This is a genomic window from Vibrio sp. 10N.261.54.E10 (assembly GCF_002877735.2).
GTDB classification, from domain to species: domain Bacteria; phylum Pseudomonadota; class Gammaproteobacteria; order Enterobacterales; family Vibrionaceae; genus Vibrio; species Vibrio crassostreae_C.
This window is the reverse complement of the sequence record NZ_MCXE02000002.1, coordinates 653,320-667,464: the sequence shown is the minus strand read 5'-3', so window position 1 is coordinate 667,464 and position 14,145 is coordinate 653,320. Positions and strand designations below refer to the sequence as shown.

15 protein-coding genes are annotated in these 14,145 nt (G+C 44.3%); 6 read left to right on the top strand and 9 right to left on the bottom strand.

The window, feature by feature from the left end:
- Positions 1 to 179: 179 nt before the first annotated feature.
- Positions 180 to 554, bottom strand: a complete 375-nt coding sequence (locus BCU07_RS14095; RefSeq protein ID WP_102428457.1) for a PACE efflux transporter — start codon at positions 552 to 554, stop codon at positions 180 to 182.
- Positions 555 to 684: 130 nt separating this feature from the next.
- On the opposite strand from BCU07_RS14095, the gene BCU07_RS14090 reads away from it, so the two are divergent.
- Positions 685 to 1,575, top strand: coding sequence for a LysR family transcriptional regulator (locus tag BCU07_RS14090; RefSeq protein ID WP_017066099.1), 891 nt, complete (start codon positions 685 to 687; stop codon positions 1,573 to 1,575).
- Between the two features lie 89 nt (positions 1,576 to 1,664).
- On the opposite strand, the gene arsB is transcribed toward BCU07_RS14090, so the two are convergent.
- The 5 genes from arsB to BCU07_RS14065 all read right to left on the bottom strand — a co-directional run bounded on the left by arsB (position 1,665) and on the right by BCU07_RS14065 (position 5,625).
- The gene (gene arsB / locus BCU07_RS14085; protein WP_017065681.1) at positions 1,665 to 2,720 is read right to left on the bottom strand and encodes an ACR3 family arsenite efflux transporter; all 1,056 of its coding nucleotides are present in this window, start codon (positions 2,718 to 2,720) and stop codon (positions 1,665 to 1,667) included.
- A 109-nt stretch (positions 2,721 to 2,829) separates the two neighbouring features.
- Positions 2,830 to 3,171 (bottom strand): ArsR/SmtB family transcription factor, encoded by a 342-nt coding sequence (locus BCU07_RS14080; RefSeq protein WP_017064015.1) that lies wholly within the window; start codon positions 3,169 to 3,171, stop codon positions 2,830 to 2,832.
- Positions 3,172 to 3,363: 192 nt separating this feature from the next.
- The gene (locus BCU07_RS14075; protein WP_029235181.1) at positions 3,364 to 3,771 is read right to left on the bottom strand and encodes a glycine zipper family protein; all 408 of its coding nucleotides are present in this window, start codon (positions 3,769 to 3,771) and stop codon (positions 3,364 to 3,366) included.
- A 31-nt stretch (positions 3,772 to 3,802) separates the two neighbouring features.
- Positions 3,803 to 4,465, bottom strand: coding sequence for an START domain-containing protein (locus BCU07_RS14070; RefSeq protein ID WP_102428458.1), 663 nt, complete (start codon positions 4,463 to 4,465; stop codon positions 3,803 to 3,805).
- The gene (locus BCU07_RS14065) at positions 4,462 to 5,625 is read right to left on the bottom strand and encodes a glycosyltransferase (protein WP_017064013.1); all 1,164 of its coding nucleotides are present in this window, start codon (positions 5,623 to 5,625) and stop codon (positions 4,462 to 4,464) included. The genes BCU07_RS14070 and BCU07_RS14065 overlap by 4 nt, the downstream gene beginning before the upstream one ends.
- 262 nt (positions 5,626 to 5,887) lie before the next feature.
- On the opposite strand from BCU07_RS14065, the gene BCU07_RS14060 reads away from it, so the two are divergent.
- From BCU07_RS14060 to BCU07_RS14040, 5 genes are all read left to right on the top strand, one after another.
- On the top strand, positions 5,888 to 6,685 hold the full coding sequence (locus BCU07_RS14060) for a Cof-type HAD-IIB family hydrolase (RefSeq protein ID WP_017069716.1): 798 nt from the start codon (positions 5,888 to 5,890) through the stop codon (positions 6,683 to 6,685).
- Positions 6,686 to 6,874: 189 nt separating this feature from the next.
- On the top strand, positions 6,875 to 7,522 hold the full coding sequence (locus BCU07_RS14055) for a DsbA family oxidoreductase (protein WP_102428459.1): 648 nt from the start codon (positions 6,875 to 6,877) through the stop codon (positions 7,520 to 7,522).
- 34 nt (positions 7,523 to 7,556) lie between these two features.
- Entirely contained in the window at positions 7,557 to 8,777 is a 1,221-nt protein-coding gene (locus BCU07_RS14050) for a winged helix-turn-helix domain-containing protein (protein ID WP_102428460.1), read from the top strand.
- Between the two features lie 240 nt (positions 8,778 to 9,017).
- Positions 9,018 to 9,356 carry a Fis family transcriptional regulator gene (locus BCU07_RS14045; RefSeq protein ID WP_065675754.1) on the top strand — a complete coding sequence of 113 codons (339 nt, stop codon included), beginning with the start codon at positions 9,018 to 9,020 and terminating at the stop codon, positions 9,354 to 9,356.
- 431 nt (positions 9,357 to 9,787) lie between these two features.
- Positions 9,788 to 12,019, top strand: a complete 2,232-nt coding sequence (locus tag BCU07_RS14040) for a hypothetical protein (RefSeq protein ID WP_102428461.1) — start codon at positions 9,788 to 9,790, stop codon at positions 12,017 to 12,019.
- A 43-nt stretch (positions 12,020 to 12,062) separates the two neighbouring features.
- On the opposite strand, the gene BCU07_RS14035 is transcribed toward BCU07_RS14040, so the two are convergent.
- The 3 genes from BCU07_RS14035 to ulaG all read right to left on the bottom strand — a co-directional run bounded on the left by BCU07_RS14035 (position 12,063) and on the right by ulaG (position 14,109).
- Positions 12,063 to 12,524, bottom strand: a complete 462-nt coding sequence (locus tag BCU07_RS14035) for a hypothetical protein (RefSeq protein ID WP_017060924.1) — start codon at positions 12,522 to 12,524, stop codon at positions 12,063 to 12,065.
- Between the two features lie 206 nt (positions 12,525 to 12,730).
- Positions 12,731 to 12,973 carry a hypothetical protein gene (locus BCU07_RS14030; RefSeq protein ID WP_017060923.1) on the bottom strand — a complete coding sequence of 81 codons (243 nt, stop codon included), beginning with the start codon at positions 12,971 to 12,973 and terminating at the stop codon, positions 12,731 to 12,733.
- A 68-nt stretch (positions 12,974 to 13,041) separates the two neighbouring features.
- Positions 13,042 to 14,109: an L-ascorbate 6-phosphate lactonase gene (ulaG, locus tag BCU07_RS14025; RefSeq protein WP_017060922.1), complete on the bottom strand. Its 1,068-nt coding sequence runs from the start codon at positions 14,107 to 14,109 to the stop codon at positions 13,042 to 13,044.
- Positions 14,110 to 14,145: the final 36 nt, after the last annotated feature.

Sequence of the window (14,145 nt, the reverse complement as noted above, 5' to 3'; positions counted from 1 at the left end):
ACTTCGTGAGTGGCGGATTATTAGACTTAATTAGGGAGGGCTGTGTGATGTTTTTGCTATGTAACAAGGGAGTTAACAAATGAGCTTATATGCATAAATGAATAAACTGCCAACTATTTTGTAGTTTGGCAGTTTTCATTTGGGTGTATGTTCTTGTTATACGAGACGAACTTACCGCTCTAAACCAGAGCTGCCACTTTTCCTTTCGCAACCAATTGATATCGAACCGAGTCATACGCCCAGTTGAACGCTATCGCGTAAAGTACGAAGAAAATAACTAGGCCGATGTCCATGATCAGTACGGTTAGGAAATCGAGTTGTAGAACCCACATCAAGACAGGTAGAGTCACTGTCATTAAGCCAAGTTCAAACCCCAATCCGTGTAAAACTCGGGTTTTCTTCGTTCGTTTTGTTCTGTCTGCCCCGAAGATTTTGTCGTAGACGTAGTTCCAAGCCATTGCTATTAGCGACATCGCAAGTGCTAACCCCGCCATCATGATCAGTGCGAACACTTCAAATAGCACCATGTGCAACATGCGTTCTTTATGTGACATTTTTCTAACTCTCTTTACGATTAAATAGCCGCCGATGGGCTAATGACTTGGCTAAATAATATCTACTTAAGTGATAATATAAAGATAGTTAGCATCACATATAGTGATAGTAAGTTTTGGGAGACACCGAATGTACAACATTGAACAACTGAAAATGTTTGTGTATGCCGTTGAATTAGGGTCATTTTCTGCCAGTGCTCGTCATTTGGGGAAGGTGCAGTCGGCGGTGAGCCAAGGCATCAGTAATCTTGAAATAGATTTTAATGTTGAGCTTTTTGATCGTTCGACTCGAAAGCCTTCACTAACCAAAGCGGGCGAGCAGTTATTTAAACAGGTGAAAGCGATCGTGCTTCAGGTTGAAGATCTGAATGTGACGGTTAGTGCGATGGGCAGTGGTGAAGAGGGGCTCATCAAAATTGCATTAGATGATTCACTATTGGTCCCGAATCTATCTAAGATCCTTAGTCAGTTCAGTCAACAATTCCCTGCGACTGAAGTGGAACTGGTTGCGTGTACCACGACAGAGGTCAATCCGTTAATTATCGAAGAGAGGGCCGACATTGGATTAATGTTTACTAACTTGGCTTTTGATGTCGGTTCTGAGCCTTGCTTTATCGGTCACTTACCGTTTATTGCTGTGTGTCATCCAAGTCATGCGCTCGCAAAAACAGGTGTGGCGAAACTCTCTGACTTACTCCCGCATCGTCAGTTAATGTTGAGGGGAGACAAAGGTAAGGTGATGGATCAGTTTCCGCTGATTGCCGGAAAGGTATGGTGGTCAAACAGCTTTATCGTCATTAAAGAGATGATTCTTGGTAGCGATATCGGTTGGGCATACTTACCGAAACACCTTGTTGAAGAAGAGCTTATTAAACAGCGCTTGGTAGAGGTGAATGTGTCATTTGACCATAAAACTTGGTCGCCTCCGGTTGATCTTGTTCTGTCTAAAACACGCTCAAAAGGTCCTGCATTACTTTGGCTTGAACAAGCATTGAAAGGCCTATTAGACGAAACTGAATAAAGAAAAGGCTCACCGTTTAACGTGTGAGCCTTTCTGTTCAAAGTGATGCTGCTTTTTGTTAGTTCTAGTTCTAGGTGTAGACGTAGATGCTATACGCTAGGTTTAACCGTCTGACCGTTGTAGTACTTGTCTTTCATCTTAAGCGCCACGTTCACAAGGTAAATCAGCACAGGGACTTCAATCAGTGGACCGATAACGCCTGCAAACGCTTGGTCTGAGTTGATACCGAATACTGAGATAGCCACGGCAATCGCTAGCTCGAAGTTGTTACCTGTTGCTGTAAATGCAATTGATGCGTTCTTGTCGTACTCGATGCCCATCTTTTTACCGATGAAGAAACTGATGAAGAACATCGCAGTGAAGTAGATAGTCAGTGGAACCGCAATTAATAGAACGTCCATTGGCAGTTCAACAATCATTTCACCTTTCAGGCTGAACATCAGAACGATGGTTGCCAGTAGTGCAATCAGTGTGATTGGAGAGATGCGTGGAATAAATACGTCGTTGTACCACTGCTCGCCTTTCATCGACACAAGGATCTTACGGCTTAGGAAGCCCGCTAGGAATGGGATACCTAGGTAGATAAGTACACTGTGTGCAATGTCGATCATCGAGATATCAACCAACATGCCTTCGTAACCAAATACTGGTGGAAGAACGCTGATGAACAACCACGCCATAAAGCTGTAGCTCACCACTTGGAATGCACTGTTTAGAGCAACCAATGCCGCGCCGTACTCTTTGTTACCGCCGCCGATGTCGTTCCAAACCAGAACCATCGCCACACAACGAGCAAGACCAATCAGAATCACCCCAACCATGTAACCTGGGTGGTCTCCCAAGAAAGTTAGTGCCAATACAAACATCAGAATTGGACCAACGATCCAGTTCATGATCAAAGAGAGCTTAATGGCTTTCTTATCTTTTACCACAGTGCCTAGCAGGTTGTAGTTAACCTTAGCCAGAGGTGGGTACATCATTAAGATAAGGCCAATCGCAAGCGGAATGTTAGTGGTGCCAACAGACATTGAATCGTTCCACTGTTCGATCTGTGGGAATAGGGTGCCGAGTAGTACACCAAGGCCCATGGCAATAAAAATCCACAGTGTTAAGTAGCGATCTAGAAAACCTAACTTTGGTTTCATGATAATCTCTCTTAGTTGATATCGTAAATCGTCGAAAAACGATTGGTTGTGGCAAAAAAACACGCTTAAAAGTAAAGGCTATCAAAGCCGATCATTCAAGCGTGAACTTCTATTTTAAAATGCTGTTAAATATCGATTCGAAGCGTTGAATATTGTCGCGGTCGATGCGGTAACACATCTTCGGCGGAATCGACTCAGCCGTAATAAAACCTGAGGCTTTCAATATTCTTAAGTGCTCTGATACCGTTGATTGAGCTAAACCCAATTCACTCACCAGATCACTGTTCAAGCAGCCGCCCGATTTTTCTAACGTGGAAAGGATACTCAATATACGTATTCTTGCTGGGTGAGCGAGTGCTTTCGCCAGTGCGGCCATTTGCTTTTCTGCTTTAGCATCACCGTGTTCGATGGGCAGAGAACAGCCACCAGATGTCGAGCAAGTTGAGTTCATATTGACGTCTCACTTTCATTAATCGTTAAAAGACGATTAATGATAAGCCTATTTTAAATAGAGGTCAATGCTCACTGTCTATTTGAACGAACTTTAAGGTGGCGATTCAGGGACTATGGTTGAACTCTGCTTTGACTCAGCTACGCAAAATGGCGTGAACATCGATTAAACGCCATTTTGCTCGGTTATCCGCTAGTTAAGAACGGTATAGCCTCGGTTGATCATACAGTTACGATTCACTTGAAACTTCTGCTGCTCAGATAGCTCGGCGGATTGTCTTTTTTGAGCACCGTGCTTTAAAGCGCCGCTGATAATACCGATGCCAGCACCAATTTTTGCACCATCATGACCACTCCCGCCAGAGACGGCTCCACCAACCGCACCCAGCGCTGCACCCTTAGCGGTTGAACCGACAATATCGCTGCCAAGAGAATCGACCTCTTCAGGCTTCACTTGTTGAGCGTATTGCTCACATTCATACAGATCGGCGTGATACTGTGTTTCATCAACACCTTTAGTATCGACAATAATTTGATTAGCAAATACTGAACTTGATGCTACAAGCAATATCGCTGCGATTGGAGAGAATGGAAATTTCACAATATAGACCTCTAGAGTATTCATTGCATTGTTAAAGTGACGTGTAGTTCTCGATGAAATCAAGGCGACGATCGGTGTACTCACCAGAATCCAACATCTTAGATAACCCGCGAAGCGTGTTGTAAGGCTGAGAAACGGCCACCATGTTAATGAGCCAATACGGAATATCGCCACCTGGATCACTCAATACTCGATAAGAGATATGGGTGGTGTTTTCGTCGATTGGTGTCAGGATCCAACTCGCCTCTAATTCAGCCACTCTGATGATTTTTTTATTATTGTTTGGCAGGTAATCAGGCCTACCATGCTGATCAATGGTGACAACCATCGTCTCTGGATCTTGAGTGATGACGTTCTCTACGATAGCTTCACGATCGGCAACTGGCCAAGGTGCCTTGGTATAGGTTTTGGTGATCGTGTGCGCCGCACTAAAATGCTCTATTTCTTCCATGTCATCGATGTTTTCTACCCATTGCGTGCCAACAGAGGTATCGATAAAGAGTGCGATAATAGAAGCGAGGGACGCGTTGATGTCGCCTTCTGCTCGAAATTCTTTAAAGTGACTGCCTTCAATTTTACGGTTATAAACCTCGATGCCTTTTTTATCGCGTGCCAGTGACCAGCCATCGGTGTCTGATGCAAACACCGAAACTGAACAAGCAAGAAGAAGCAAAGTAATAATCTTATTCATCATGTTAATGAGCGCCCTTTCCAGCTGATTTTATTGGTTTTAGATAAGCGGTAACTGTTCAGCACGAGTAGGCTTTGAACACAAATACCGAAGGGTACGGTTAACGCAAATTTTGCGGGAACAAACAGTTCCTTAACCAAAATGAAGTAGGTGACGATCGACACCAAGAGCATCACAGAGCTGACAATGAGCGAATAAGCATGAATGGCAGACATGTCACTGATGAAGGCGTTCGCCGATACCAGCATCAAAAGCGGTCCCGCCCATGCGATGATGTTGGCTTTGATGAAGACTTTTAAAGCTTGTGCTTGCGATTGACAATTCACAATAAGATTCATGTTTTTGGAAAAGCCAGCCCAGATTGAGTTGAAGTCTGAATACATGTGCGTACTCATTAGTTTGTCTGCAAATGCCCAGAAAATCTTAAATCCATTGACCTTCATGACTTTTGCAAAGGCGATGTCTTCCGATATCGCGTTTGCTACTGCGGCGTGTCCACCGACTGCGTCGTAGGATTTTCGGGTAAACAACATCGCCTGACCGTTAGCAATCGCTTCTTCCTTAGTCATGTCGTTCGAGTTTTTAAAGTTCATATAAGATGCGATCGATAGAAAGATGCCCGGCAAGGTCGCTTTTTCTGCCACAGACGCAAAAGTTTGTTTTGGATTAAACGATAAGAGATCAGTTTTTTGTTGGATAGCAAAGTCGATAACGCTCTGTAGCATCGCGGGTGCTGAATCGGTATCTGCATCAATGAAATACACATATTCACCGCTCGCGTTGAGTGCGCCAGCCATACATGCATTGCTCTTACCAAGCCATCCGGTCGGTAACGTTCTACCTGAAATACAGCGCGCGTTAACGTCGAACTTACTGATCAATGCTTCTACTTTTGCACGGGTTGAGTCAGTAGAAAAGTCATCAACAACAATGACTTCAAACTTGTCTTTTGGGTAGCTCTGCTTCAATAGAGAGCCAAGGCTGATTTCAATATTGTCTTCTTCATTTCGCGCAGGAATAATGACGGAAACAGTCGGCCACTCAGTTCTTTTGAACGATATTTTAGGTTCAATGTGAATACGATGGCGCTCTAAGTTCGCAAGTGTGATTAGAAACTTGACGGTAACGATGCAAAGCAAGGTCGTAATAATAGCTAAAATCATAATGACTGTGGTCGGAATAAAGTGATGGAGAGACGGGAAAGAATATAGTGGAGTGTGATCTAACGCACATCTTGTATGTAGGACTTAACCCTTCAAACTGGAATGCGCTTCTGTTAGCGTTTGCCTTGGAAAGATGTGAAACAGTGACTGACAGGCGGTAAAATAAGCATTGTATTCACCAGCGACTCTAGCGATATAATCGAACCCAGAACCGTTACTCAAGATAACGAATGATCATAATCCAATAATAGGTACGCCCGACATGCCCCAACAAAACATCAAATTTATCGCGACTGATATGGATGGCACCTTACTCGATGAGCATGGAAAGCTCGACCCTGAGTTTTTCAATCTTTATGAGCGCTTAGAAGCGCAAGATATTATTTTTGCTGCCGCGTCTGGCCGCCAGTATTACAGCTTGCTAGAAACATTTTCCCCGCTTAAAGATCGCATGATGTTTATTGCTGAAAACGGCACATTAGTGATGCACAAAGGCCAAGAACTTTACAGCTGCTTGCTTGATACCGATGCCATTAAAGAGATCATTAAAGAAGCTCGAGCTATTGAAGGCGCGCATGTGGTGCTATGCGGTAAGAAATCGGCATACATCGAAACCAAAGATGAGCGTGCTCTGGCGGAGATCTCTAAGTACTACCATCGCCGTGAGCAAGTAGAAGACTTACTGGCGGTAGAAGACGATTTCATCAAGGTGGCTATCTGTCACTTCGACGGTTCACAAGAGAAAGTGAACCCAACTATTGATGCCAAATTCGGTGAGAACTACCAAGTGGTTGTAAGCGCAAAAATTTGGTTAGATGTGATGAACGCTGAAGCGTCAAAAGGTGCGGCGATTAAACATCTACAGAACACATTAGGTTTCACTTACGAGCAGACCATGAGCTTTGGTGATTACCTAAATGACTTGGAAATGCTTAAAGAGAGCTACCACTCTTACGCGATGGAAAACGCGCATCCAAAGTTAAAAGAGATCGCGCGTTTTGGCGCGCCAAGTAACGTTGACGCGGGTGTGTTCCAAGTACTTGAGAAGTTGCTAGCGTAACGCTCTTAAGCTAGATTCGATTTTTATCAAAGCCAACTCGTGAAAATGAGTTGGCTTTTTTGTTGGCTACAGGTGCTGTGATTGGTATTAGTTGAATTTGAACGATTGTTCAGGTTGTTGTAGTCTGAAGATAAATTGGATGCCTGCTTTTACTGTAGACATGCCTTATCAACTATATTTGGAATGACGATGAGCAAGAAACTTCAACTCGATATTATTTCTGACGTAATGTGCCCGTGGTGCGTAGTCGGTTACAAAAACTTAGAGCTAGCCGTTGCGGAACTTGGTTTAGAAGACCAGATTGAACTTGAATGGCAGCCGTTTGAGCTTAACCCTGACATGCCGCAAGAGGGCGAAAACCTGCGTGCCCATATCATGAGAAAATACGGTTCTAGCGCAGAAGAGAGCCAACGTTCACGAGAACAGCTTTCGGCTCGCGGCCAAGCGGTTGGTTTCGATTTCAATTTCTATGACAGTATGAGAATGGTCAATTCACGTCATCTACATGTACTTCTCGATTTTGCACTAGCGCACGGCAAACAGACTGAGTTAAAGCTACGCTTCTTTGCTGCTCACTTCACAGAGCAAAAAGACCTGTCCGATCTTGAAGTCATTGCACAAGAGCTTGAAGCGGTTGGCTTAGACTCAACGAAGGCACTGAAGCGCCTAAAGAACACCGACAACTTGAAGCAAATTGAAGCGCAAGAGTTTGAATGGCAACGCATGGGGATCTCTGCGGTTCCTGCTGTGGTGTTCAACCGTAAGAGTGCAGTAACGGGCGCGCAGACGGTAGAAACCTACAAGCAGATTCTTCAAGAGCTTATTGCTGAATCATAAACGGATCATTGCTATCAATTAGAGTCTGAATTTCATGGAATCACTGTCACTCGCTCAAGCGCAAAAACTGGTATTGCTTTCGCAAAAGCTGCCGCCTAAGAAGTTGCCACCTAAAAAGCAACGCAATGGGGGCGCTTTGGCGAACACGTTGTCTGCGATTGAAAACCTTGGCTATGTGCAAATTGATACCATCTCTGTGATTCAGCGAGCTCACCACCACACGCTTTGGAATCGCAATCAAGATTACCAACTGAACCATCTTGATAAGCTGTTAGAGCGTCGAGAAGTATTTGAGTATTGGTCGCATGCCGCCGCGTATTTACCCATGCGTGACTTCCGATTCAGCCTACACCGCAAGAATGGCTTTGCGAGCGGTAAGCTCAAGCATTGGTATAAAAAGAATGACGCACTGATGGCTCATGTTCTCAAACGTATTGAGAATGAAGGGCCGTTGATGGCGAAAGATTTTGAAGGGGATAGGCCAAACCCCGGCGGTTGGGGCGGTAAACCGGCCAAGCAAGCATTAGAAACATTGTTCATGCAAGGCGACTTAATGGTGCCAAGCCGAGTTAACTTTCATAAGGTGTATGACCTAACCGAGCGAGTTTTACCGAGCGGAATTGATACCTCTGAGCCGACAGAACAAGAGTACATCGAGCATCTGATAACACGTTATTTAGAGGCTAACGGAGTTGGAATAGCGTCGGAAATGAGCTACCTACTCAAGAACACAAAGCCTTTGATTCAGAGAGCACTCCAACAGATGCTTGAAGATAAGCAGGTTCTGAAAGTAGATATTCAAGGCTCTGATTACTATGTCCTGCCAGGTGCTTTTGAACTGCTGAATCAACCTCTTTCCAGAACCAAGCTTAAGATACTGTCTCCGTTTGATAACCTGCTGATTCAACGAAAGCGAATGCAATCATTGTTCAACTTTGATTACCTCCTAGAATGCTATGTTCCAGAGGCCAAGCGTCAGTTTGGTTATTTTAGCTTACCGATTCTGTGGCAAGGTGAGCTGGTGGCACGAATGGATTGCAAGGTCGACAGGAAGAGTGGTTTGCTCAATATCCGTAACTTGGTTGTGGAAGAGCGAATTAAAAACCATGAGTTGTTGGTTCATGCTTTATGCGATGAACTAAAACACTTCATGGTGTTCAACCAATGTGATGAGATGATCGTCCATAACACCACGCCCTCTGATCTTGGCAAGCGCTTGATGAGCCAATGGCAACCCACCAAGACTCTCGCGTGATCATGAAGTTACTGACTGATTGGGAACAAGCGGCGAGCTAACATCGTCGTAAATTCTATATTCGCCTCATGTATGATTGCCTCGTAAGCGATCAAACATGAGGCGTTTCCTCTATATCTTCCAGTCGACTCTCCCCAATAAATACTTTGCATTTGAAACCGCCACAGTGTCCAATATCAGGTAGTACGAAACTGACCGAAAAACCTTATTTTTTAGGGTGTTAAATAGGACCTTTGCCGCATGCGTAAATCAGATAAGAAAATCGAGAATCAAATCAGAGACGTGTTAACTGACGTTTGTGAAGACACGCTGAAAGGCTTCGATGGTTTTTTATGGGTGACTCACTCGGTCAACTTCTCATCTTTTCCGCAAAGTTTGAAAATTGTCTGTGTATTCGATACCAATCAGGATAGAACGAACTTCTTAAGTGGCGAAGGTCAACAGAGTGCCTCTGGGGCTATCCAACACGCGTTCAATCAAGTTGGGATTCAACTGAAGAATATCGATAAGCATGTTAGTTACGATACACAAGAAAATTGCGACCGTGACCACCAAGGGAAGTGGAACAAGAGGCTTTAAGGTGCGTTGTCATCGTTCTTGTTTAGACAGCCTATCCAAATTGAGTTTCAATAGTGTGGCGCTCAAACTGAGATTCGATACAGCAAATCCAAGTCCTATTCTGAGTTCTAGGCTCTGATAACTTCTCATCTTCCAAACCGTATTATTCTCATTTTGAGAAAATCTGAGCTGATTTCTCGTTAGCCGGAGATACTTGGTTTCCAAATAAAATTAAAATCACAAAAACTTATATTTTCCTTAATGCATTGATTTTGAATCGGCATTTGCTCGTTTTACTTGCCACCGATGAAACAAGACAGACGAGCACTTGAACAATAGAGCCATGTAGTCGATACTTTTTTCGTATTTTGATTCCTAAATTGACACGTAAGTTGGCTGACTTTTCGTCTTGTGATTTAAGGCATGACAGTATCGATTAGGAAATTTGAATCATGAAAACCTACATTTCTGGGCTGCTCGCACTCATACCGTCATGTTTAATCGCTGGCTACGCTTTTGCTGTTGGTACAGCAGTTGTGCTGCCAGGGCAACATGAAGCGGGTGTTGATCTTTCGGGCTCCCCACTATCTGCGAATGCTGTCATTGATTGGGAAATTACCAACAGTGACATTGTGTTCGGAGCTTATGCCGACAAAGCCGACAATGAGCGGGCCACGACAATTGGTTATATGTACAACCAAGTCATGGCGATGAACTCGGGTTGGTTGGAGAATGATCTCCGTAACCAAGCTGAGTTAGAAGGCCTCAATTTCGAAGACTATTTCCTGCACTTTTCTGAAGATACTGTCATTGCCGAAGTTGATAAAACTCATGGCGAAAAGACCCTTTTAAACCGAAAACCTATGATCTTGGGTTATACAGCCAGTGAAGACCATGCTGGTTTTTGGTTGTATCAAGAGCCTCCGTGGGATGCCGATGTGTTTGAGAATTTCGAACAGGGTGGGGCTTTGTATGTCTATCATGCTGAACAGTTCGAACGGCTGACCTTTAAGTTCTCACAGTTTGCTGGCAGCGGTGAATTTTGGATTGAATACCCAACTGCTATTGATTCTCAGGGTAGGGTTTCACAATGGGAAAGGCTTGATGTAAAGAAAGACAAAACGCTCAATATGACCAAAAACCAATCGGTGATCTGGAACCTTCCGGATAACTGGTTAAGAGCTACAACTCATGATGGGAGCGGTGCGAGTTATGGCGGCGGCCAGTATTTTGGTTCAACCTTTTTGAGAGATGGTGGGCGCTTATACGTTGTGAGAGTTCGTTGGCAAAGTGAGAATGCCGACGACAGGCCGCGTTTAAAAGAAGTAAAACTCAAAAACAGTTTTCCAACCGTCAAGTTAACCGATGCTCCGACTTCAACCCCGGACGGCAATGCTATCAGCCAATGGCGAAAAATCCGTGGTTTTGATGTGTCTGCAGACCTAGATGGTGATAACTACTTGTCGCCAAGCGAGTATCGAAATCGAACCAATAAGAACGCGACAGCACGTTTTCGTTGGGAATCAAGAGTGGTGCCATTTGGTCGAATGTGGAGCGCTAACTCATCTTGGTCGCTAACGAACGTCGCAAACGCGGATTATCTATCTGCTATTCATCGCTACTACAAGCAAAGCTGGGCAAGACAAGGTTTGAATGGTGCGTACAACGACGACACAAATAAACTCATTGGCTCGAACCAGTTCTATGTTCACTCTGGCGGGCATGTTCAAGAGTTAGGAGCTGTTGCGGGTTCGAATCAAGCGGATGATCTCTACAAGCAACAATTTTCAGCGTTTCTCAAAAATCTTTCTGCTTTAGAAAGTGATGCGTCGATTGGGTTGAATATCGGAACCGCGAACTTACTGGGTCGAAATGGACAGTCTCATCTTAGCGAGGCGGGCTCTCTGTATTTACGCGAGCACTACATTTTTCCGTCTACTGGGTTTAGTGGTTACTCGGGGATCTCAAAATTCTGGGATAATTCTGCGCTCGCCTACAATGGGCAAAGTGTTATTTTTCAGGCGACAACGCGTTATGGGCGAGTTCAGTATCTTGGAAATAGTGAAGATAATTGGAAGCAAGACCAATACTCGACCCTAGCGATCTACCACCTCAATCGACACGCTCAACATAGCTACTTTAATCAGTGGAACAATGGTTACGTCTATGGAAGTGGCAATACGACGGCTGACACTTTCTGGCAAAGTGGTGTCCCTAAAAACATCGCCTACCAACCCAGTTCGTTATTGGCTGTTGATTTGGGAGAGCCGAGTCATCAAATCCCACATGGCTTTGCGCCGATTCCTTTGATGCTTTCGACAACGACACCTCAGCCTGCTGACTACACCATCGTTGGCGATTCCTCGATGAACGAAATGGTGCATGCTGATCTGCCCAATGGTATCACTCACGTTCTACCGACGTTCACGTACTTTATGTATCAATCTGAAAATCAGGTGGTTGCTGGTGGCCCTGAGGACATGGTGTTAGCGAGAGAGTTCAGCAATGGTCGTGTGTTGTATCGCACGGATTTCCACGGTAAGAATCCGAGCTTTTATGACGCGGCAAAACTCACCATCGCGCTGGATGTTCCAATGAAACCTGTTGATGCTAACGGTAACGTTGGTGACTATGTGAGTGAAATAGAAATTGGCGGTTATGAAGGGCTGTTCTTACTTTATTAGAACTAATGCGAGTGAGCACTCTCGAACCAGAGCAGACTAGAGCTTAGGTTCGGGATATGAGCTTATTCTTTTTACACTGCTTAAATTCTTTGGCGATCCACGATTGCTCGTTTAAACCATTGTCGATTAGAGCAAAAAGGTAGCCATCGACTTTGCTTGAAGCCGCAGGATATTCTTGAAAAGCGTGCTTAGGGTAGCCGGGGTAATCTGTCTCGTATTGAGCGTCTAACTGCTTACCGAGTTGACGCCATTTTACAAATAACTCAGAAGAAGATGTCTCAACCTTATATTGGCCCAAAATGCGTTGGTGATGGGTTAACGCCACTTTAGCGCAGTGATTGGTCTGTACGACTTTTTGTATCAACTCAACTTGTTCTTCACTCATGGTTTTCGCCAGTACATTCTCTTGTTCGATACGCGCCATTCGCTCACCAAACGTTTCAGCATGGATGGGAAACACAAAAGTAAGCGGTAAAGCCAATACCAAAAGACGCTTGTAGAACATAACCAAACTCGTTAGAAGGATTCGCGGCTATTATGCCGCCCGCCGCCAATATTATTAATGAATATAAACGCTTAATTGTAAGAATTATTTTTGTCGAGTGGATTAATAAATGCTTTCTGTTTTCTTTTATTCGCTAGGCGAATGGTTTGCTTGTTCCGCTGGAATAACGGCTCTCTCCGATCTTAATTTAATCGGAATATGAGCGGTTAGAGATGTTGGATATCGATCGAGTGGTAAGGAAAGCCGATCGCTTTAGCGGCGTTCAACAAAGCTTGTTGAGTCTTGAATACTCTGGGTTGCATTTTTCTGTCGGATTCAAGAAAGCTGTTTACTCCCCACTTATGACTTTTGACCATTAAGTAATAACCATTGGCGCCGGGTGATACGACACCAATTGCTGCTTTCAGGTCGCCATGACTGAAATGCTTTTTGAACTCACGTAATACCATATCAACATCCTTATTCGATGATAAAAAAAGGGAGCGCATTGCTCCCTAGTTAGTGCTTTTCTTAATGTTTACAAGAATGCGCGGTATGGCAGTTCTGGGTCATTTGTGAAGATGTCTGCAAAGCCACGGAAGTGCTGGTAGTGCATGCGGCCTTTATCTGTTGGGTATGTGTATTTACCACCAACTTGCCAGAAGAAAGGTGCGAAGCCGTATTGAAGACGTTCTTTCTTCATGTTCCACAGCATTTCGATTTCACGCGGGTCATTTTGGAAGTTAGCCCAAATGTCGTGGTGGAACGGAACAACTACTTCACAGTTCAAAGACTCAGCAGCACGAAGAATGTCTGAAGATGTCATTTTGTCTGTTACGCCACGTGGGTTCTCACCGTAAGAAAGCAGTGCAACGTCGATCTTGTGGTCATTACCGTGTTTAGCATAGTAGTTTGAGTAGTGAGAATCACCAGAGTGGTAAACTGAACCGCCTGTTGTTTCTACTAGGTAGTTCACTGCACGGTCGTCCATTCCGTCTAGAATTTCTTTGTCTAGGGAAGATGTTCCTTCAGGAAGTGTCACTAGAGCTGTACGGTCGAATGCGTCAAGAACCTTGATGTTCACGTCTTTGATTTTGATCTCGTCGCCAACTTTAGCAATAACACAACGATCTTCTGGCACACCCCATTTCATCCATAAATCAACACACGCTTTAGGGCCAATGAATTTAACGTGGTCGCCGCAGTTTTGTAGAACTGCCGCTGCAACGTTGATATCAATGTGGTCGCCGTGGTCATGAGATGCCATAACTGCATCGATCTCTTTGATAGCGAAAGGGTCCAATGGGAAGATCGCGGTACGTAGGTTTGGTTGAAGTGCTTCCACACCGCCCATACGCATCATTTGGTGCTGGTTTTTCATTTTTTGAACGGCTTGTGTTTTTTTACCAGTACCACACCAGAAGTCCATTGATAGGTTTGCACCTTCTTCTGATTTTAGCCAAATACCTGTACAACCCAGCCACCACATAGAAAAGGTACCCGGTTGCACAACTGTTTGTTCAATCTCTTCATTTAACCATGTGCCCCACTCAGGGAATGTATTTAGGATCCAAGACTCGCGAGTGATTTCGTTTACATTGCTCATGATAATACCTTTTATTTCAATAATTTGATTAATTTT